The 21,115-nt window shown below is 44.7% G+C and carries 19 protein-coding genes; 8 read left to right on the forward strand and 11 right to left on the reverse strand.

Features of this window, described 5'->3' with window-relative positions; genetic code table 11:
* The first annotated feature begins 336 nt into the window (after positions 1-336).
* The 3 genes from AB6D80_RS10655 to AB6D80_RS10665 all read left to right on the forward strand — a co-directional run bounded on the left by AB6D80_RS10655 (position 337) and on the right by AB6D80_RS10665 (position 2,630).
* Positions 337-1,038, forward strand: a complete 702-nt coding sequence (locus AB6D80_RS10655) for a YafY family protein (RefSeq protein ID WP_016767837.1) — start codon at positions 337-339, stop codon at positions 1,036-1,038.
* A 64-nt stretch (positions 1,039-1,102) separates the two neighbouring features.
* Entirely contained in the window at positions 1,103-1,462 is a 360-nt protein-coding gene (locus AB6D80_RS10660) for a VOC family protein (protein WP_017102650.1), read from the forward strand.
* A gap of 400 nt (positions 1,463-1,862) precedes the next feature.
* Positions 1,863-2,630: a S9 family peptidase gene (locus AB6D80_RS10665; protein ID WP_017103497.1), complete on the forward strand. Its 768-nt coding sequence runs from the start codon at positions 1,863-1,865 to the stop codon at positions 2,628-2,630.
* Between the two features lie 112 nt (positions 2,631-2,742).
* Here AB6D80_RS10665 and mpaA read toward each other — a convergent pair whose 3' ends face one another.
* Positions 2,743-3,444, reverse strand: coding sequence for a murein tripeptide amidase MpaA (gene mpaA, locus AB6D80_RS10670; RefSeq protein ID WP_241810816.1), 702 nt, complete (start codon positions 3,442-3,444; stop codon positions 2,743-2,745).
* Positions 3,445-3,602: 158 nt separating this feature from the next.
* On the opposite strand from mpaA, the gene AB6D80_RS10675 reads away from it, so the two are divergent.
* Positions 3,603-5,228: an ABC transporter substrate-binding protein gene (locus AB6D80_RS10675; protein WP_029223003.1), complete on the forward strand. Its 1,626-nt coding sequence runs from the start codon at positions 3,603-3,605 to the stop codon at positions 5,226-5,228.
* 107 nt (positions 5,229-5,335) lie between these two features.
* Here AB6D80_RS10675 and AB6D80_RS10680 read toward each other — a convergent pair whose 3' ends face one another.
* From AB6D80_RS10680 to AB6D80_RS10695, 4 genes are all read right to left on the reverse strand, one after another.
* A complete protein-coding gene (locus AB6D80_RS10680) occupies positions 5,336-6,748 on the reverse strand; it encodes a fructose-specific PTS transporter subunit EIIC (RefSeq protein ID WP_372188470.1) in 1,413 nt (470 codons plus the stop codon).
* Between the two features lie 13 nt (positions 6,749-6,761).
* Entirely contained in the window at positions 6,762-7,202 is a 441-nt protein-coding gene (locus AB6D80_RS10685; protein ID WP_076667127.1) for a PTS sugar transporter subunit IIA, read from the reverse strand.
* 247 nt (positions 7,203-7,449) lie between these two features.
* Entirely contained in the window at positions 7,450-8,667 is a 1,218-nt protein-coding gene (gene manA / locus AB6D80_RS10690) for a mannose-6-phosphate isomerase, class I (protein ID WP_372188473.1), read from the reverse strand.
* 130 nt (positions 8,668-8,797) lie between these two features.
* Positions 8,798-10,702, reverse strand: a complete 1,905-nt coding sequence (locus tag AB6D80_RS10695) for a fructose-specific PTS transporter subunit EIIC (protein ID WP_372188475.1) — start codon at positions 10,700-10,702, stop codon at positions 8,798-8,800.
* A 378-nt stretch (positions 10,703-11,080) separates the two neighbouring features.
* Between AB6D80_RS10695 and AB6D80_RS10700 the strand changes: the two genes are divergently transcribed.
* On the forward strand, positions 11,081-11,920 hold the full coding sequence (locus tag AB6D80_RS10700; protein WP_372188477.1) for a helix-turn-helix transcriptional regulator: 840 nt from the start codon (positions 11,081-11,083) through the stop codon (positions 11,918-11,920).
* A 63-nt stretch (positions 11,921-11,983) separates the two neighbouring features.
* On the opposite strand, the gene AB6D80_RS10705 is transcribed toward AB6D80_RS10700, so the two are convergent.
* Both AB6D80_RS10705 and AB6D80_RS10710 read right to left on the reverse strand, forming a co-directional pair.
* Positions 11,984-12,757, reverse strand: coding sequence for a PTS sugar transporter subunit IIA (locus tag AB6D80_RS10705; RefSeq protein WP_017097648.1), 774 nt, complete (start codon positions 12,755-12,757; stop codon positions 11,984-11,986).
* Positions 12,758-12,764: 7 nt separating this feature from the next.
* Positions 12,765-13,067: a PTS fructose transporter subunit IIB gene (locus AB6D80_RS10710; RefSeq protein WP_009846233.1), complete on the reverse strand. Its 303-nt coding sequence runs from the start codon at positions 13,065-13,067 to the stop codon at positions 12,765-12,767.
* A 243-nt stretch (positions 13,068-13,310) separates the two neighbouring features.
* On the opposite strand from AB6D80_RS10710, the gene AB6D80_RS10715 reads away from it, so the two are divergent.
* Positions 13,311-15,176 carry a fructose-specific PTS transporter subunit EIIC gene (locus AB6D80_RS10715; RefSeq protein WP_372188478.1) on the forward strand — a complete coding sequence of 622 codons (1,866 nt, stop codon included), beginning with the start codon at positions 13,311-13,313 and terminating at the stop codon, positions 15,174-15,176.
* A gap of 111 nt (positions 15,177-15,287) precedes the next feature.
* Here the strand turns inward: AB6D80_RS10715 and AB6D80_RS10720 are convergent, their stop codons facing one another.
* Together AB6D80_RS10720 and AB6D80_RS10725 are read right to left on the reverse strand one after the other, a co-directional pair.
* Positions 15,288-15,872: a TetR/AcrR family transcriptional regulator gene (locus tag AB6D80_RS10720; protein ID WP_017103505.1), complete on the reverse strand. Its 585-nt coding sequence runs from the start codon at positions 15,870-15,872 to the stop codon at positions 15,288-15,290.
* A gap of 127 nt (positions 15,873-15,999) precedes the next feature.
* A complete protein-coding gene (locus AB6D80_RS10725; protein WP_012601113.1) occupies positions 16,000-16,173 on the reverse strand; it encodes a hypothetical protein in 174 nt (57 codons plus the stop codon).
* 424 nt (positions 16,174-16,597) lie between these two features.
* Here AB6D80_RS10725 and AB6D80_RS10730 point away from each other — a divergent pair, with 424 nt between their 5' ends.
* Positions 16,598-18,577, forward strand: a complete 1,980-nt coding sequence (locus AB6D80_RS10730; protein ID WP_102250183.1) for a methyl-accepting chemotaxis protein — start codon at positions 16,598-16,600, stop codon at positions 18,575-18,577.
* A gap of 112 nt (positions 18,578-18,689) precedes the next feature.
* Here AB6D80_RS10730 and AB6D80_RS10735 read toward each other — a convergent pair whose 3' ends face one another.
* Complete coding sequence (locus AB6D80_RS10735; RefSeq protein WP_012601111.1) at positions 18,690-19,112, reverse strand: organic hydroperoxide resistance protein; 423 nt, start codon at positions 19,110-19,112, stop codon at positions 18,690-18,692.
* Positions 19,113-19,239: 127 nt separating this feature from the next.
* Between AB6D80_RS10735 and AB6D80_RS10740 the strand changes: the two genes are divergently transcribed.
* Positions 19,240-19,677 (forward strand): MarR family winged helix-turn-helix transcriptional regulator, encoded by a 438-nt coding sequence (locus AB6D80_RS10740; protein WP_029223898.1) that lies wholly within the window; start codon positions 19,240-19,242, stop codon positions 19,675-19,677.
* Positions 19,678-19,829: 152 nt separating this feature from the next.
* Here the strand turns inward: AB6D80_RS10740 and AB6D80_RS10745 are convergent, their stop codons facing one another.
* Positions 19,830-20,993, reverse strand: coding sequence for an amino acid permease (locus AB6D80_RS10745; protein ID WP_012601109.1), 1,164 nt, complete (start codon positions 20,991-20,993; stop codon positions 19,830-19,832).
* Between the last annotated feature and the right edge of the window lie 122 nt (positions 20,994-21,115).

Below are 21,115 nucleotides of genomic sequence, written 5' to 3' on the forward strand. Positions count from 1 at the left end.
ATCTGAAAGTAGAAGTTAATTACGTGGGTGGGTCAGTTTTACTTCGGCGATAACGCCGATAAGTGGGTCAATTTTAAACTGGCGTTGACAGTTATTCATCATTTGCTAATTTAGAAAAGCCACTGACACGGAAATTGTCCAGAACCTTCATAGGTTGAATTTTTACCCGTGGCACTTTCTAGCTCAAAAGTGCCCAATTCCGTGCTTCGAGAGTCAAGGAAGTGAACTATTTAACTCAATTAAATCATTTACGTCGTCCACTCATATTTTTCTTGAACGATCAGTTGATTCGCTTTTAGTGCATTATACCTGTTCTTTATTTTATGGATTCTTGCTATGTCACGAAGTCAACGCCTCCTAGATTTACTCCAACTTCTTCGACGCTATAAATATCCAGTCTCAGCTGAGGGTCTAGCAAATAAGCTAGATGTTAGTGTAAGAACAATCTATCGAGATATAGCAACTTTGCAATCGCAAGGCGCAGAGATCGAGGGGGAAGCTGGGCTTGGTTACATTTTAAAACCGAGCTTCGATTTGCCACCGATGATGTTTAGCTTAGAAGAGCTTGAAGCCCTTAAGTTAGGAGTTGAATGGGTGGTAAAGCAAGCAAACGGAGAATTTAACGAAGCTGCCATTGATGCACTTGCTAAGATTTCAGCTGTGTTGCCTTCTGATCATGAAGCTAAGCATACTGAGAGCGTCATCAGAGTTGCTTCAATTATCAAAGCACCAAAGGTGATGGTTAAGCTGGCTGAGTTAAAAGCAACGATAAAAAAAGAGCATAAAGCAGAAATTCTTTACGAAGACGCTAAAGGTGCTATCAGCAAGAGGGTTGTGTGGCCAATACTTATAGGTATGTTTGAGCAACACAATATCTTGGTTGCATGGTGCGAAACACGGAACGATTACCGTAATTTTAGACTTGATAGAATTCAATCATTTTTACAACTTGAGCCTAAATACGAGCGTTCTCGTCATACTTTACTAACTGAATGGGAAGCTTTGGAGGGCATCGGACAAAAGTGCTTTCGTTACTGACAAAAACTGTCAGTACTTGTGGTTACACTTAGTTCATCCATTTCGAAAATGAAGATTTACAACCATGTTAACTATTGATTCTATTGTTCTTTATGTTGAAAACATCCAACTCAGCATGACCTTTTATAAGAAAGTCTTTGAGTGTGAACCTAAGCTTTTATCGCCAACCTTTGCGGTAGTCGAGTTTGCTGAAAACGTAAAAATCACTCTAAAACAAACTGATACACTTACGCCAAGTAGTTTAGTTCGAGGTGGCGGGACTGAACTTTCTGTCCCTGCAATTAACAGCACCGAGTTAGATGCCTTATTTGAAAAATGGAAAGAGCAAGGAGTGAATTTTGCTCAAGAGTCCGAAGAGTCTGTATATGGTATCAATTTTGTTGCGTTAGACCCTGATGGGCATCGATTGCGAGTGTTTGCTTAACGTTACCTTGTTTTTCTTAAAAGCCAGCATCACTGCTGGTTCATCTAAGTCCAGAACCTTCATAGGTCGAATTTTTACCCGTGGCACTTTCTAGCTCAAAAGTGCCCCATTATTTGATAGACCTTTTACTCATTCATATGCTGTTAATCTGAGTTTGCACTACTAAGACTTATCCGAGCTAACTGGTAAATCAGAATCTCTGTCAATAGGTGACACTTGGCAAACCAAAATTCTCATCATGTGACTTAAGCTGTTGGTTGTTAATTGAATTTATGCGCATTAAGTTGCACTATGGAAAGATAAAAGACGATAATTTTTCGTCTAATCAGCGTTAGTGTTTTCTGAAGTCTGACTGTTTATGGTACTCGTAAACTAATATATTGAAAAATATGGAGTGTTCATGGAAGGTGTTGTAGTAGAAAAAAGTAAGGTCTGTGAGATTACATATCTGCTCTATTGTAAAAAAGAGTCGGTAAATAATCCTTTAGTCATCATCTGCCACGGTTGGAGCAATGATAAATATGAAGGCTCTAATCTAGCTTTAAATTTAGCTCTTCAGGGTTATTCTGTTATCTGCTTTGATGCAGATAAACACGGCGAAAGAGATGATGGTAATGCTCAAAACGCTAGCAGCCATTCGAGATTTATCAAAAGAATGACGGGGGTTATCAAGCAGAATTCAGACGATATAAATACACTCATTGAGCATTATCAGGAAGATATGAGAATTGATCCATCGAGGATTGCGGTTGTGGGTATCTCTATGGGGGCAATGTCCACATTTTATTCTTTGACCCAAAATAAACGAATTAAAGTTGCGGTATCAATTATCGGCTCTCCTGACTTTGTCGGCTTGGAGAAGTTCGCTTTAGAAGCCGATTCAATTAATAAGATTCTTAGTGATGACGAGAAGTTAGCTATTAGATATATGGCAGAGATTGATCCATGTTTGTACCTTATAGAAAATGAAAGTCGCCCTATGTTGATCATAAATGGTGATAAAGATGATTGGGTTCCTGCCAATTTCGCGAAGGATTTTTATGAAAAAGTGAAGAGTAAATACGATAAAAACAATACTGAAATTGAGTTCAATTTAGCTGATGAATCGCATTACTTTTCCAACGACATGCGAGATCATACGATGAAATGGCTGAATAAAAATTTGTAGGCAAAAAGTAAATCTTTAGCAATAAACAGCCATACAGACGCTCAAGGTATTCAACATACTTTTTCTAACCTGATCGAAACGGTTTAGAGCAACACACCTAAAACGTTTTTGTCTAACCAATCCCCTCACACCCCAACACTGCCACAAACGCCTCCAAATACTGTTCGATAGTCAAATCCGCTGAAACGGGCGGTAGTTCTACGGTAATACACGGTTGGTTTTTTTCTTGGCACCAAGTGCCGAATGAGCCTGGGGTTTCGTAGTCGACGTCTTCAACGAGCGGTAGGTTGAACTGTTTGCCTAGCCAAGTGGCGAGTTCTGATTGAGTTGGGTCGTCGACCATGGCGAGTGGTTCGTGGAAAGATATGACGAATTTAGGCTTACGCTGTTCGATGAGGTTGATGAGCGACTGCACTTCAGGTTCAAGTTGGTTGGCTTGTCCCGTTTTCACTTTTACATCTCTGACAGGGGTGTGAGAACTCCAGCGATAGACGGTGCCATTTTCTGTCCAGTTTTGAGTTGGAAAGGCGCGGTTTAAATCGACTTGATTGGCGTTAGCGCGAGTGCCTAGTTGATTGCCGTCTGGGTTCATCGATAAGATCATATCGTGTCGTAAGTTGGCGGCAGGCAAGCTTCTCAGGGCGCAAGATAAACCCGCGATAGAAGCGGTTTCATCGCCGTGTGTGCCCGCTAAAATCAGCCCGCGAGATTCGCTTTCTACTTGTGCGGGGAAATAGAGCAAAGGCGCACCCAACACCGATTTTCCATATGACAGCGGCTTTATCGAAAACGCAGCTCTTTCCGTTCTTGGAATTAAACTCACCTTAATCTCCTGATTGATCAAGTACTATCAAATAGTCACTACTATTTAGATGACTTCTATTAAATAAACCATAGCGTCAAAACTCGTCAACCGTCGCATTGTTAATTTTATTACTTTGCTTCAAAGATAGGCTAGGAGAGCAAAAAAACATGGATTTTAAGAAACATTCAACGGCTTTACTCATTTCATCTTTATTGACCCCTTTTATCTCAGTGACTGCCGTTGCTGAAACCTTACCTGCTGGTGTTTCACTGGCAAAAGACCAACATTTGGTGCGAGCCAATGATGCAGAAGCTGCGACACTCGATCCGGCAAAGGCAGAAGGCTTGCCTGAAATGCACATTCTACGTGACCTGTTTGAAGGTTTAGTGATCCAAGATCGCGATGGCAACATCACTCCAGGTGTCGCGGAATCTTGGGAAACCGAAGACAACCAGACGTTTGTATTCCACTTGCGTAAAGATGCGCAATGGTCGAATGGCGATCCGGTGACAGCCGATGATTTCGTGTATGCGATAAGACGCGCGGTTGACCCGAAACTCGCTTCGCCAAATGTGTGGTATCTCAAGCTTACTCAAATCAACAACATCGCTGATGTAGCTGAAGGTAAGAAGCCCGTTGAAGAGCTCGGTATCTCGGCTGTTGATAAGCATACGGTGAAATTCGAACTCGATAGCCAAGTGCCATACTTTGTGGCGATGACAGGCCATACTTCAATGATGCCCGTTCACAAGGCAACGCTAGAAAACAGCGATAAGCCGTGGAGCGATCCTAAGCAGTTTGTTGGCAATGGTGCGTTTGTTTTAGGCGAGTGGGTGGTTAACGAGCGCATTGAACTGGAGAAGAACCCTAATTATTGGGACAGTTCAGATACGCACTTAACCCAAGTGACTTACATTCCGTTTGAGAACCAGAATGCGTCGATTAATCGCTATGCGGTGGGCGAGGTCGATATTACGTCTGATGTGCCGACACACATGGCGCAGCAGCTAAAAATGAAATATCAAGACGCGTATACAGCGGTACCTTTATTGTGTACATACTATTACGCGTTCAATACCACGCGCCCTCCGTTTGATGATGCGCGAGTGCGTAAAGCGGTGTCTTATTCCATGATGCGTAATGTGATTACTAATGGCGTGACTCAAGTAGGTAACTTACCGGCTTATACCTTTGCTCATGAATACACGGCAGGTTTTGATGCCACTCAACCTGAGTACAGTACATGGATTCAAAGGGACCGTGACCAAAAGGCGAAAGAGTTGCTGAAAGAAGCCGGATACGATGCTTCTAACCCGTTAGATTTTAAATTGCTTTACAACACCAGTGAATCGAATAAGTCGATTGCGGTGGCGATTGCATCCATGCTGAAAAGTAACCTAGGCGCGCAAGTTGAGTTGGAAAACCAAGAGTGGAAGTCTTACTTAGTATCACGTCGCCAAGGTGATTTTGATGTGATGCGAGCATCTTGGTGTGGTGATTACAATGAAGCGTCGACCTTCTTAAGCCTTCTGCGTTCTGAATCTTCAGGCAACTTTGCTCGTTACAACAACGAAAAGTACGACTCAGCAATGGATAGCGCATTGGCTGCAACTAATGAGCAAGAACGCCAAGGTTTCTATGACCAAGCGGAGCAGTTACTGGCTGAAGACATGCCGATCGCGCCAATCTACTACTACATGCAAGCTCGCCTAGTGCGACCAAGTGTCGGTGGCTTTGCGAAGAATAACGTTGAAGGCCGAATCTATTCTAAGGATCTTTATATCAAGCAGTAAAAAGCTTTGAACATTATATAAATATAAAATCCCCATTCGCTGACAAGGCGAATGGGGATTTTAGTTACTAGGGGGTAGTAATTTTATCTTCTAACTTGTTTCAGGCTTTAAATAGCCACCATGTCCGCGGCTTTCTTCATCGCTTCCTTGGTTGAACACTCAATCACGTTCGCGTTAGCAAAGCGGTGAGCGTCTTTCACTTGAATATCGTGAGCCAAGATAACTAGCTTCGCGTTCGCTACATCTAGGTCGGTGATGCGGTTCTGAATACCGTTTTGACCTTGAGTTTCTACCTTAATCTTAAGGCCTGCTGCTAAGCCTGCTTTTTCCAGTGCTTTCGCTGCCATGAAGGTGTGTGCAACACCAGAAGGGCAACATGTTACGGCTACGATGTCGTACTCGCCTTCGCCTGCTACAGGAGCTGTTTGAGCTTGTACTGGCGCTTCAACCATGTCTTCTTCGGTTTCAACCGCTACAGGTTTCCAAAAACCAACGATAACCGCTGTTGTCAGTGAACCTAGCGCAATACCGACGACGTACATTGGAATGTTGCTTGATACTGGCGCAGTGATTAGGCCGCCCCACGGTGCGTGCAGTAGAACGTCTGTCATGAAGCCGAATACACAGCCCACGATACCACCGGCAACGATTGAAGGAAGTACACGCATTGGGTCGTTTGCTGCGAATGGGATAGCACCTTCAGAGATACCGATAGAACCCATGATTGCTGCTGCTTTACCTGCTTCTTGCTCCTGTTTAGAGAACTTGTTTTTGAATAGGAAAGTCGCCAATGCCATACCTAGAGGTGGTGTACAAATCGCGATGCCTACACCGCCCATTAACCAAGGTTGAGTGTCTACTTGAGTTTGAGCAAATAGCGTTGCTACTTTGTTGATAGGGCCGCCCATATCAAACGCCGTCATACCACCAAGGATTGTGCCCAGAACCATCTTAGACGCGCCAGCCATTGAAGCTAGGAACTCGTTCATTGAAGACATGAACAGTTTGATTGGCTCACCAATGCCCCACAGTACGATGCCGGCAGAGATTAACGTGCCTAGAAGCGGGTAGATAAAGTAAGCACCTAGCGCAGTCATGTTGGTAGAAAGCGGGATCTTCTTAAGTTGGAACACCACGCCACCGGCGATAAAGCCAGCCACGATACAACCAAGGAAGCCGCCGCCCATGTCAGCCATGATGCCAGAAGAGATCATCGCAGGTGCCAGTGCTGGTTTATCTGCAATTGAGTAACCAATAAAGCCGCCAAGAATGATTGGGAAAAGAACAAGGCCTTTGATACCGATATTAGAGATGTCTGCTAGCAGGCCGTCTGCAGGTACAGCACCTTTGCCTGATGCCATTACCGCTAAAGCCAATAGAACACCACCGGCTACGATGAAAGGCAGCATGTGTGATGTACCGAAAAGCAGATGGCCTTTCATGGTACTGAGGATTTTTTTATAGTCGCTACTACTATTTTTATTGCTAGTATTGGTAGCTTGATTTGCTAGGGTACTCATAATTTTCTACGCCTTATGAATTAATTAAAATATTAAGGATTTGATGTTCATCTTTTGCGTTATGGATATTCTGGATAAATTCATCGCTGAATTTTCCAAACAGTTCTTGTAGTACATAAATATGATGGTCAGCACCGTTGTCTGGTGATGCGATCATAAAAAATACGGTTGGGTTGATGCCGTCTTCATCGCCATACTCAATGCCTTCACGCTTAACACCGACAGCGATTGCTGGCTCAGTGACAGCCTTGCTTTTTGAGTGCGGATAAGCGATACCGTCCATTGAGGTAATGCTTTGAGATTCACGAATTTCGATGTCTGCCAAGAAGGCTTCTTTATTACTGATTCGATTGTTTTCAAATAACATGCTTGCCAATTCTTCAAACAGTTCTTTTTTATTATTCGCTTGAAGGTTGTTATTAATTAAGTTGACGTTAGTTAGCTGTGTGATCATTTATTAACTCATTCACTATTGAAGTTCTTGAATTAAAATTAATGGATTAACCCGATTCGCGAAATAGCAAATAAAAGCCCTTCACTGTACATTTGTATCCAGCAAAATTAAGTGTGATTTGCATCATTAATGCAGTGTGAGATAGGTCATATTTGATGGCGTTTTTGATACGCCGACTGGTCTCATCAGAAACAAAAATGCCCCGCAACAGCAGGGCATAGATAGCGTGTGATTAGTGGTGATGGAGCTAGCTGTAAGCGCGCGCCACACGTCCAAAGCAGTCCAGTTTGTAACTCTCAGCATAAGCAGGAATAAACACCGACTGGCCTTTCTCTATCACGCAGGTTTCACCACATTGATGAGTGAGCACCATAGATTCGTCGAGTGGCAACAGGATCTCGGCACCTTCGGTCGTGATCTGTCGTTGATGTGAGTTTTGCACGATAGAGAACTTAAAATCTTCGACTGGAATTTGGTATTCCATCACATCACCTTGCTCAATCGGGCTGAGCAATAATCTATCCGCAGGCTTTTCATTAAATCGAGTACAAGAAACCAGTTCGTTCACGTCCATGTACTTAGGCGTTAACCCGGCACGCAGCACATTGTCTGAGTTCGCCATGATTTCTAAGCCTGTACCCTTGATGTAAGCATGGGGAGTCTCAGCGTCTAGATACATGGCTTGCCCCGGCTTTAGGGTAATCACGTTCAATAACAGCGGAGCAAACAGGCCGACATCACCTGGGTATTGATCTTCCAGTTCTGAAATCAATTGGAATACAGGTGTATCTGAAAGCTTCGCCTTCACCAGCAACATGGTCAGCGCCATGCCTTTTTGTTCTCCTTGCAAAGACAATAAGCTCGCGAAGAAGCTCGCTAATCCATTGGGAGTTTGGTCGCCCTCTAGGTCATTGACCATCGAATGCAACTCAGGAATATCAAGGTAATGGAAGTGCTCAAGAATCTCGCTGATTGATCTAAAACCATTCATCGCGGTGTAGTCGGTTAATGCATACACCAGTTCTGGCTTGTGATTAGGATCCTTGTAGTTACGGTTACCCGCTGTCATTGGAATGCCTTGTTGCTCTTCTAGTGCATATCCAGATTCCGCTTGTTGCTTGTTCGGGTGTACTTGAACAGACAGCGCTTTCTCTGCTGCTAACACCTTAAACAGATACGGAAGTTCACCAAAACGGCTCGCGACTTTCTCACTTAGAAACAGGTTTAGGTTCTTAGAAATCAAGCTAGACAATGTGGTCTGCTGCCCGTTGTCGTTCACCATTGAGCAGCCATTCGGGTGAGCGCCCATCCAGATCTCCGCTTGTGGCTCACCTGATTGGTTATCAATACCAAACAGGTGGCTAAACGAAGAAGGGCTACCCCATGCGTAGTTTTGAATCACGTTAGTCATAGGGTAGAAAAAGCGTTGTACGAACGAGTCGTTCGCTAAAGAAAAATCAGACATCGAAATCACCATGAAGGGAAACATGGCTTGAGCTCTACTCGACTTATTCATTAGTAAAAAACTAGCAACTAAAGTATTAGCGACTAAAGAAGCAGAGTAGAAGGCCTCAAGCCATTGGAGTTGAAATGGCTTAAGCCGCTGCTGTTGTTAACTTGGCTTTACGTAGATTTTTAAGCGCGATACAAGTAACCGCAGTTACGCCCGCGCCAGATGCCATGCACAGCAGTGCTAGCATTGGGTAGTTCATAGCGCCAAGTAGAGCGACTACTGGACCACCGTGCGCAACGCTGTTGGTGATACCAAATGAGAACGCCATAACAGCCGCTGTCATTGAGCCAAGTACGTTGGCAGGGATAACCGACATTGGATCTTGAGCTGCGAAAGGAATCGCACCTTCAGAGATACCCACTAAGCCCATCGCGCCTGCTGCTTTACCTGCTTCAATTTCAGAAGATTCGAACAGGTCGAACTTACGGCCAAGTCTGGTTGCGATAGCCATGCCTAATGGAGCGACAGGAATTGCACACGCCATTGCACCCATGAATTGAGTTTGACCGCTGGCAATCATGCCGACCGAGAATAGGAACGCCACCTTGTTGAACGGGCCGCCCATATCGAAACCGGCCATGCCACCAAGGACAATACCAAGCAGAACTACGTTGCCTGTGCTCATGCTCGTTAGTAGTGCAGTAAGAGCATCCATCAGCCCTGCGATAGGTGCGCCGATAACAAAAATGAACAGGCCTGCGATGAATAGAGAACCAGTGATCGGAGCGATCATGATCGGCACAAGCGGTTGAACGAACTTGTGGTAGTTAAACGACGTAATCCATTTAACGAAGTAACCCACTAATAGACCTGCGATGATTGCGCCAATGAAGCCTGTACCTGCGTCAGCGCCATAGAAAGAGCCGTTGTTAGCAATCCAACCACCGATAAGGCCAGGGGTTAGGGCAGGGCGGTCAGCAATCGCGTAAGCAATGTAGCCCGCCAAGATTGGGATCATCAATGTGAAAGCAACCACGCCCACTTCTAGGATTTGGTTCCACATGCTGCCAGCAGGAATAGCCATGCCTGATTCACTTGGCTCGCCGCCAATCGCCAGTGCAAGCGCAATCAAAAGGCCGCCAGTGACTACGAATGGGATCATGTGAGATACGCCATTCATCAAGTAACGATAAAGGTCTGAACGCGCTTGCGAGGCTTTCTCTGCAACAGATTGGTTGGTCGGCGCTTGTTCAGCTTGGTAACTAGGTGCGTTGAGCGCTTGCTTAATCAAGCCTTGTGCGTCTTTGATTGGTGCTTTTACGTTAGTGCTAATGACACGTTTTCCGGCGAAGCGAGCCATGTCGACCTGTTTATCACAAGCCACGACAATCGCGTCTGCACGTTCGATCTCTTCTTGAGTCGGGCTGTTTTTAACACCAATAGAACCGTTAGTTTCGACCTTGATGTCGTAGCCAAGAGTCGCCGCGCCTTTCTCTAGCGCTTCGGCTGCCAAATAAGTGTGTGCAACGCCAGCTGGGCAGCCTGTCACACCAATGATGAAGCCTTGTTTCTCAACGTTGGTTTCCGTTTCTGATGGCTCAGGTTTGGTAAGCAGTAGTTCTAATGCTTCTTGTTCAGATTGAGCATTCATGAAGCTTTCGATAAAGCCTTCTTCAATCAGTTTTGAAGAAAGCTCTGCCAATACTTCGATGTGGTGATCATCGCCGCCATCTGGAGACGCGATCATGAAGAAGAGTTTTGATGGCTGACCGTCATCGGCGCCGTACTCGATACCCTGCTTGTGGACGCCGATAACAACTGCAGGTTTGATCACCGCGCTGCTTTTCGCATGTGGCAGGGCAATGCCCTCTTCAAACCCTGTATTACCTTGTTCTTCACGCGCCTTAATGTCGGCAAGAAACTGTGCTTTGTCTGAGATTCTGCCTTGTGCGTACAGCACGTCTATCAGCTCTTTAAATACGTCTTCTTTTGAATTAGCGCTAAGCGAAAGCTTAATCAAATCTTGATTGATCAATGTCGTGATCATAATGAACCCCTACTCTGTTTTTATTTTGTTAGGGGTATTCTGGAATCTACGGCTTACCTTCTGTAGTGAAGAAAAAACGCATTTACTGGATGATTGTTGCGTTATAAGTGGAGTGTGATTTTGATCAGTCGAGTGGCTGTTTTAAGGGCGGTGTTGACAGAGTTTAAGATGTGTTGAGGCTTTTATTTATAAGGGATGCAGCGTATTTGTTTATTAGAGCAGGAACGTTCTAGGTCAGTTTCGTTACTGGAAATTTATTTCCGTGACTGGATTTTTGTAGCCTAGATCTCAAATTGTGATTTTGCTCAATAGCGCTATGTTTCACTAAGGGGTATATCTATTCCCGTAGCCTTATTGCTGCCCATTAGAGTTCGAATAATGATATTTCATGACTTAATCTCGTCTGTATTAAATGAGCGAGAACCGTTTCATAACATCTGGTTTGCTGGAGATTTTCACACGCCTTCAGCATGCAGTTATCAGGTGAACTTTCCACGTTTAGAGCTGGTGCTAGACGGAGAGTATATTAATGAAATGGAGAGTCATGATCGCAAAATAACCAACGTTATCGCCAAAGCCGGAGACGCGATTTTCATCCCACCCAACTGCTGGAACAAGCCAAACTGGGATACAGACTGCTCGGTGTTGAGCATGTTGTTTGGTCGTCGTCAGCTTGGTTTAAGCTTGGTGAGCAAGCGCAAAGGCGAGGAGAGCTTTTACGATATTCAAAAGCACAGTATTCAGACTCGCTCTGGTTTTGCGATTGATAATATTTTGGAGGCGCTTAGCTCGTTAGCGAGAGAGAGTAACAAGCAGCCGATGGACGAGTTATTGCTGCAAGCTCTACTGCAATACAGTAAAACCATGCTGGAAGCGCCCGTAGAAAAATCTCATAGCCGAGTACAGGATGTGTATCAAGGGATTTGTATCTACATTCAAGAGAACTTCCACCGCCAGATCACCCGAGACAGCATTGCCTCACGCTTTAGTATTTCATCCAATCACTTGTCGCGAACGTTCCGTCAACAAGGCCACATGACGCTGGCAGAATACATCACCCGAGTCCGTGTCGACCGCGCCAAATTCATGCTCAAGAAGTACAACTTCAAGCTCAATGAAGTGGCATTACGTTGCGGCTTTAAGGATGTGAACTACTTCTGTCGAGTATTTAAGAATCGCACCGGTAGAACGCCGACTGAATATCGTGGTTCTATTTAGTTAAGCCGTCTTTTTAAGTCGGAGCGTATTTTGTTGTTGAGCCGTCTTTTGGAGTGAGTAGCCTTACAGCAGGCGAGATGAGATATACATCAGCAAGGCTTGTAAATCGACACTGCTTCGAGTCTTTTGCAAACGCTCGTTGACCTGATCGTGAAGTAGGTTTCTAGTTAGGTTGGTAGCCGCCACAATGTGTTCAAGTTGCGGCTTGGTTGGCAGTACTAAAGCGATAGCTACGTGTACTTGGCCAATTTGAGATGCCCAGTCAATCGGATTGTCACTGACGATGACCGCGATCGAGAGATCTTGAGTAGATTCAAACATCACATGGGGCAGTGCGATACCTGGTGACACGCAGGTTGAAGAGCGTTCTTCTCGCTTAATGAAAGCCAAAATCAGCTCATCTGGGTCTTCTGGATAAACGAGGTGAGCGAGCCCTTTCAAGCACTCAAATTTTGTCAGTTGAGTTTGCGCTTTAGCGTGGTGCCACTTTATGTCACAAGGCGGGCATATCTGCGGCATACGCTGGATTAAATCGTTCGAGAACTCATGATTCACTTGTGAGCCAACCATGTCGTAATGCTCAGCAATCACGTCTTTTATTACAAAACATGCGAGTTCAGCATCAATACCTACTGCGGTTATCTGGCATAAATCCCCCCGGAGTAAACCCACTTGTAACATCGCGACAGATTTGGAGAGATCAGCGGTTCGATTTTGAGTGATGTTGATAATGCGGATGTTGCTTTTGAACTTCTTCGCTAAACGAGTCAACGGCTGCGCGACGTGTGAGTTCGCGGCAGGATCGTCAACGAAGAAGGTGATCTGATATTCATTCATGAAAGGTTTAAGTTCGACAATGCTTGATAAAGACTTTATCGACACTCAATAACACCTCTTCCATTGGAATGAATACGGTTTTCGCTGGGTCAAATCGACTTGGTTGTTCGATGTCGATATCAGAGACGATCAACACTTTGTCTGCGAGGGTAATATCCTGGCCTGTCAGTAAGTTTTCAATCCCCATAGCGCCTTGAGTCTCAACCTTGATTGAAACATTGAATTTTGGGGCTGTTTTATTTAGTGCATCAGCTGCCATATAGGTGTGCGCAATGCCTGTAGGGCACGCAGTTACCGCTACAATTCTCATTATTATTCTCGGTGTGCTTAGATCGACAGTTTACTTGGATCGATGGGACTATCTGAATCTAGGAAGTTTATGGATTCCCGTTTTTAATTCAAAGGTGAACATCACACTCTTGCTTCTTGGTTACAATTATCCAGTCAATGCACCTTTCGTCCTATATATCGAGCGGCCTTGCCTCGTTAGTCTTTTCATATTATTAACCTCTTTATCTCATTTACCTAAATTGGTACTCGGACGAGGCAGCACATGGACATCACTGACATTATAGAGCCGGAGATTATCTGTCTGGATTTAAAGGCAGACTCAAAACAGGCGGTATTTGAAGAGCTTGTCGAACTGCTTGACCGCGCAGGTAAGCTCTCCAATAAAAGTGAGTTCCTTGATGATATCTGGAAGCGTGAGGCCATCGGTAATACAGGTTTTGACGATGGTATTGCCATTCCACACGCGAAAAGCACTGCGGTTGCTAAGCCAGCCGTTGCAGTTGGGATTAGCCGAACGGGCATTGATTATGGCGCCGACGGCGGTGAGCTGTCTGATGTGTTCTTCATGCTTGCTTCGCCCGATAACAACGATGACCATCATATCGAGGTGTTGGCTCAGATCTCGACCAAACTGATTGAAGATGACTTTGTTACAAAATTAAAGGCTGTTGAGTCGGTAGAGGAAGCTCAAGAGTTGTTTCTCGAAGCGAATTCTGAATCGTTCGATAGTTACGCCTCAAGCCATCATGAAGTGTATGTCGAGCCGCTCAGCCCTTGGGCTCAATCTCTTAATCGCCTCAAAGAACACCTGCTGTACGGCACGTCACACATGATCCCATTCGTGGTTGCGGGTGGGGTTCTGTTGTCTCTGTCGGTAATGATGTCGGGTCATGGCGCAGTACCAGAAAGCGGCGTGCTTGCTGACATTGCACAGATGGGCATCGCGGGGTTAACCCTGTTTACTGCGGTACTCGGTGGTTACATCGCGTATTCGATGGCTGACAAACCGGGTTTAGCTCCGGGCATGATTGGCTCTTGGGTCGCGGTCAATCAATACAACACCGGATTCCTTGGTGCCATTGTGGTCGGATTCTTCGCAGGTTTCGTGGTTAATTTGCTAAAGAAGATCAAACTCCCTGACAGTATGATCTCGCTGAGTTCTATCTTCATTTATCCCTTAGTTGGCACCTTCATTACCTGTGGCGCGGTGATGTGGGTGATTGGCTCTCCTATCGCGTATGTGATGCTTGAGATGAACCAAATGCTGACTGGCATGGCTGGCTCAGGAAAAGTGGTGTTGGGCAGTATTTTAGGGGCGATGACAGCCTTTGATATGGGCGGCCCAATCAACAAAGTGGCGACGCTGTTTGCTCAAACGCAGGTGAACACTCAACCTTGGCTAATGGGCGGCGTCGGTATTGCCATTTGTACGCCACCATTAGGTATGGCTCTTGCCACTTTCATATCACCTAAGAAATTTAAAAGAGACGAGCGTGAAGCCGGAAAAGCCGCCGGTATCATGGGAATGATCGGCATCAGTGAAGGCGCGATTCCATTTGCAGCAGCTGATCCCGCACGTGTTCTGCCCGCTGTTGTTGCTGGTGGCATTGTCGGTAATGTGGTTGGCTTTATGTTCCATGTCATCAACCATGCACCATGGGGCGGCTGGATAGTGCTGCCGGTGGTTGACGGCAAAATTGGCTATATCGTCGGGACATTAGCAGGAGCACTGACGACGGCTCTGATCGTGATACTACTGAAAAAGAACGTGGTCGAAGGTGAAGCAAGTTCTAATCAGTTTACGGGTGGCTCGATAACGGAAGAAGGACAAGCGGATGTATTGGCGATCACTTCTTGTCCATCTGGTGTCGCTCATACGTTTCTTGCGGCTAAGTCTTTGGAAAAGGCGGCTCATCATCTTGGGGTTCGGATTAAAGTCGAAACGCAGGGGGCCAACGGAATCGGCAATCGCATTACACAGAAAGACATTGAGCGGGCGAGGTTGGTGATTTTTGCTCATGATGTGGCAATTAAAGAGATCGAACGCTTTGCGAACGTGAAAACCTTAGATGTCAGTACTAAGGAAGCGATGCTTAATGCGCAGGCGTTGATTATGAGGAAAGTATAAAAGCCATCGGCTTTCAGATTGGCTGAAAAGCAATAAGAAAAAAGACGCCTAAGTATTAGTAGTAATACTTGGGCGTCTTTTTGTAGATCTGAGCCTATATACGCTCAGTTGCTAAAAAGGGTGGTACTTGAAGATGTCTTCAACCATTGAGTTGAGTAGTTCTGTGTCATCGCAGGTTTTTGCATAAGTGCGTAGCCCTGCAATTTGAACCTGAACGTGGCGAGCAAGTTGAGTCGGTTTGCGTTCTTTGCTGATCTCACCAAGTTCTTGCGCTTCGGCAATCAGTTTGGCGAACTCGCCTTCCATTATTTTGAGTGATTTCTTGGCTTCTTCTAATAATTCAGCGTGCTCATCCGTCAGTTCAGCTACTGTTTTAGCCAGCATACACATGCCGTTAGGCGCGCTTTTTTTCGATTCGACAACGGCACGTTTTACGAAGTTTTCTAGTGCTTTGATTGGAGAGTCGGTTTCGCTGCGAAAGCGGTTCAAATTGTGAATGCCGAGTTCGGTATAGCGAGCCAATGTCTCTTTAAACAAGCCTTCTTTGCTGCCAAAAGCCGCATAAATACTGCCGGGACGCATATCAATCACGTCCTGTAGATTGCGCATAGAAGTTGCGTGAAAGCCCTTTTCCCAATACAGGTTAGTCGCTTTATCTACTACGTCTTGTCTATCGAACTTCGCTGTCTTGGCCATAACATCTACTTCATTAATCTGAACATATGTTCAATATTTTAAGATGAACACTCGTTCTAGTAAAGGAGTGTCTGGTTACTCTGGCAATCTCGCAAAGATCGATAGCATTAATCGGTAATAAAAAACTCTAATCATCAACAACTTCGACGGTTTTATGTTGTGCGCCGTAATAGGTACCTTCATCGATGGTGTACATCAGCGTTTCTTTGCACTCTGGGCAATCGAATTCTTCATTGGGTTCGATTGCTTCCTCTTCTACCCATTCCCATCCAATGTGTTCTTCGCAAGCGGGGCAATCCATAAAAATACCTCTCAGCTGTTGTCGCATATTTACTGCGAGCTTCTACTTAATAAGCTCGCAGTATACATATTTGAGACTGAATATATAGATGCTCGTGAGTGAACAGCTTGGTAAGGGTTACACAGTGAGTGCTGGTCTACCACTTTATGATTATGCAGTGTGTGTCAATTTTTAGTCACTGCGTCAGAGAAATGTTGTTACACGTATTTTTCGTCTGGTTAAGTCAGATAGTTAACAGTTTTATTCATAAACCAATGAGTTTTATAAGGTTAAATGTTAACGTCCTCTGCGCTGAACTGTGTAGTTAGGTCATGGTTTACATAGGTCAGCTTGAATAATTATAGAGTCACAATTAAGGCGCACCCGTTAGAAGGAAGCCAAATTCGATGACTGAGAAGATTTGTTAGTTGTTAGGGAAATAATAATGAATTTAACCGATATGTCATTTAAGCAAAAAATCATCGCTTTGCTTATCTTACCGATCTTAGGGTTTTTATGGCTTAGTGTTTCTGCCATTTCAAAAGGCGTAGAAACCACCAGTGAAATGTCGTCATTAAACCAACTTACGCGTTTGTCGGTAGTGTACAGTGAGTTGGTGCACGAGTTACAGAAAGAACGTGGTATGACGGCTGGCTTTATTGGCTCACAGGGAAACAAGTTTGGCAGTGAGCTAAAAGCACAAAGAATTAACGCAGACAGCAAACGTAATCAAAGAACCGAGTACTGGCAGTCTGAAGAAATCGGCTTATCGCAGATCGCGCGTCTGAATACTGAAATCAGCCAAAGTCTCAACCAAATTACTTCGATTCGCAATAGAGTGGATTCTCAATCAATTCCGCTTTCTGAAGCATTAGGTTACTACACCAAACTTAATGCTAAGTTATTGAGTGTATCTGCATTAATTGCTGAGCTAAGTACTGATGCCACCATCACGACAGAAACTATCGCCTACTATAATTTTCTACAAGGCAAAGAGCGTGCGGGTATCGAACGTGCGGTTCTCAACAACACCTTTTCTAAAAATGAATTTGGCCCGGGTATGCTGGTTAAATTCATCTCTTTGGTAACCGAGCAAAATACATATTTTGCGAACTTTGAAGTTTTTGGTAACCCAGATAACGTTGATTTCTTTAAACAACAACTGAATGATCGCTCGGTGGCTGAAGTGGAAAAACTTCGTGATGTGGCTGAATCGAAAATGAGTGGCTTTGATGTCGATCCTGTTTATTGGTTTGCTCAATCGACAGCACGAATTGTTCAGCTGAAGAAGACTGAAAATCAGTTAGCAGAGTCTCTTATTACACTGACGGATCAGAAAACTCAGCAAGCTCAATCAGCAATGATGGGCAGTATTGTGATGTTTGTTGTGATCACTTTGTTCGCAACTTTTGTTAGCTTCAAAGCCATTACTGATTTAACGACTCGAGTTAAAGATCTAACGCGAGTGCTTTCTAAAGTCCGAAATGACAATGACTTAACCGTTCGTGCGACTTACGAAGGTAATAGTGAGCTGGGTCAAATCTCATCGTCGCTTAATGAAACATTAGAGAAGTTTTCTCAAGTTATCGATAACCTATCTCAATCTAGCCTGACGCTTGCTTCAGCAGCAGAAGAGACGGCGCAAACTTGCCAATACAACTCAAGTACCTTAGTTGAACAGCAAGACCAGATTGGCTTGATTGCGACAGCAACAGAAGAGCTATCAGCGACGGTGAATGAAGTCGCGGCTAAAACACAGCAAACGGCAAGCTCAGCGAAGATCGCTGATGAACAATCACAGCAAGGCTTAAGCACGGTTCAACAATCTTATGAGTCGATAGAAACCTTGGCTTCTGAGATTAACGGCCTCGCTGAAAAAATCACTCATCTACACGAAAGCAGCAACAACATTAACAGTGTGATTGATGTGATTAAATCTGTTGCCGAACAAACCAATTTGTTAGCGTTAAATGCAGCGATTGAAGCCGCTCGAGCTGGTGAACAAGGTCGTGGTTTTGCTGTCGTAGCCGATGAAGTTCGTACTTTGGCTCAGCGTACGCAACAGTCCACTTCGGAAATTGAAGGCTTCATTAACTCGCTACAATCGGACGTGCAAACAGCGTTCAATGTGATTGATAACAGCAAGAAGATGTCTTCAAGAGCGGTTGAAGACTCACGAGGAGTAGAGCAGACCCTGCAAGATATTTCAGGGGCTGTGAGCGAAATATTCAGCATGGCAGAGCAGATCGCAACCGCAACTGAAGAGCAAGCAGTAGTGACTCAAGATATTGCTCAGAACGTTGTGGCGGTAGAGCAGAAGTCGACAGAATCTACGACAGGCGCAACGCAAATTGCTGCAACAGCGAAAGAGCAGGCTGAGTTGGCAACATCGCTGAAAGAGCTCTCGAATACGTTTAAGAGCTAGCAGTTCAGAGCTAGAAGTATTCTATCGTATATAAAAAATGTCCCGCCTAGTGCGGGACATTTTTTTAGCGGGGTACTTTTTTTTTCTTTTTTTGGAGGGGGGGATGAAGCGGCTAAAGCGCTTGTCCGTTAACCGACAATTTCACATCAATGTTGCCACGAACCGCGTTTGAGTAAGGGCAAACTTGGTGCGCCGTTTTCACAAGCGTCACAGCTTGTTCTTGCTCTAGATCCAGTTCAATCGATAGAGCAACAGTTAAAGCAAAGCCGCCGTTTTCATTTGGTCCGATACCGACTGTTGCAGTTGTTGGCGCCGATGCGATTTTGATTTTCATCTCTTTAGCTACATGAAGTAGAGCATTTGAGAAACACGCAGAGTAGCCCGCAGCAAACAGTTGCTCAGGGTTTGTCGCTTCACCTGTTCCGCCCATCTCTTTAGGATAGCTCAACGCCACTGAAAGCAGGTTGTCATCAGTAGAAACTTGGCCGTTACGACCTGCAGTAGCTGTAGCAGAAGTTGTGTAGAGTGTTGTCATTGTCTTAGTCCTTGTTTGAGTTGTGCAAAATTAGATTGTGTGCAACTTAATTTTAAAGCTAGCTTAATTGATAAAATTCGAGCGCGCAAGTATATTGTGCACAATTTAATTTATTGGTGAGGTGATCATGAGCGACCAAGATGACTATCTAAAACTGGATAATCAGGTGTGTTTTGCGCTGTATAGTGCATCGAATGCAATGAGTAGAGCGTATCAACCTTTACTGAAAGCGCTTGACCTTACTTACTTGCAGTACATTGTGATGATGGTGCTGTGGGAAGAAAAAGAGATAAATGTCAAAGCCCTAGGCGCAAAAACGCATTTGGATTCAGGTACGTTGACGCCTTTACTTAAGCGCTTGGAAACGAAAGGTTACGTGCTTAGAACTCGCAGTGCTGAAGATGAACGAGTTCGAGTTATTACACTGACGCCTGCAGGGGTAGAGCTCAAAGAGCAAGCGCAAACTGTGCCAGTAGAAATGCTATGTCTTTCTAAGATGAATGAAGATGAGCTTAAATCGCTAAAAGCACAGTGTGAGCAATTGCTTGGCAATTTGACCAAGTAAGCACTTTTAGTTTTTGGCTATGGTAATCAGAAAATAAGAAAGCCCGTTAGCCCTACTGTTAATTAGTTGCGATCGCTAATTCGAGTAAGACTAACGGGCTTTTTGTATCTGCTGTCGTTTAAATGGCAGCAGATAGTGTATTCAATTGGGATTTATCCCATAAACCAAGATACGAAAATCAAAGCCCCAAAACCGAATGTTGCCATCAGTGCCGTATCGCCACCGGCTGCTGTATAGCTGCCTTCGGTTTGAAGGTGAGGGAAGTCAGGCCTACGAACCTTAACCACCATTGCGAGTGGTCCCCAAATAGCTAGGAACACCAACACCATGCCTGCATAGTCCAACATGCTCACGAACTGGCTTGCGAACAGCTCTGCTAATACCAAAGGCAATACAAAGGTCAGAGCATAAGCTAATGCTTTGTTGTTGGTGACTGCGTCTTTGTTTTGGTCATACAGCGCCATGGATACACCAAGGAAAGAGGTCACCAGTGCCAGTGCTGAGAACAGCGCAATAACTACCTTCAACCAAGCAGATTGACCGCTAAATGCTGAGATCAGTTCTGAAATGTTGTGGAACTGGCTGATCGCGTCTGTACCAAGGTTACCGATAATCGCGAACAACCAAGTTAGGTAGCAGATTAGTGGTATCACTGAGCCTAGCAGAATCATATTGCGGATCTGCTTTTGAGTCGCTTCGCGGTTGTAGATAACCAGTGACGGGATCACCACCATAGAGGCAAAACTGGTAAAGATAACCGCGCTGTACTGCACCACGTCATTGGCCGTGTATTGGCTAGTTTGAGTTAGGTAATCTAGACGGATATTGCTAAACAGAGAGGCAATTACAATAAACAGCATTACCACCATCATGATGAATAGACCACGGTTTAATTTATCGATATAAGACTTACCCGCGACTACAATCACACCCATCAATAGGCTGAAAACGGTATAAGCAGCGGATGCAGAGATGTCTACGCCGACGTCGAGCAGTAGCTTATGAATGATGTCGCCAACACCCAAGATATAGGCGATCAGCATGCATACCAGCAGCAGATAAAAGAGTGCATTGATAAAGTGTTTACCTTTGCTGCCCAGAGTGAGGTAAGCAACACTGCTCATGCCACTGTTGTCTTTCGTTTTGGTACACGCTTCTGCCAGTAGGAGTGCAGAGTAGGTGGTGCCGATAAAGATGAGTAGCATCAGCACTGAGCTGATCATGAAGCCAAACTGGGCCAACACCATGGGAATAGCAAGCATGCCAGCCCCTAATGCAGTTCCCGAAAGGATTAGGGAACTGCCGAATAATTTCATATTCAAAAAAACAACCTCTAGCGATCCAATTAATTTTTGTTTGGATTGTAAATAATTGTTTCCAAGACTAACAAAATACTCAGTAAAGTTAGGGGTTAAATCCTAATTATTTTTGAATTTTT

The organism is Vibrio sp. 10N.247.310.17, assembly GCF_041466605.1.
GTDB classification, from domain to species: Bacteria; Pseudomonadota; Gammaproteobacteria; order Enterobacterales; family Vibrionaceae; genus Vibrio; species Vibrio tasmaniensis_A.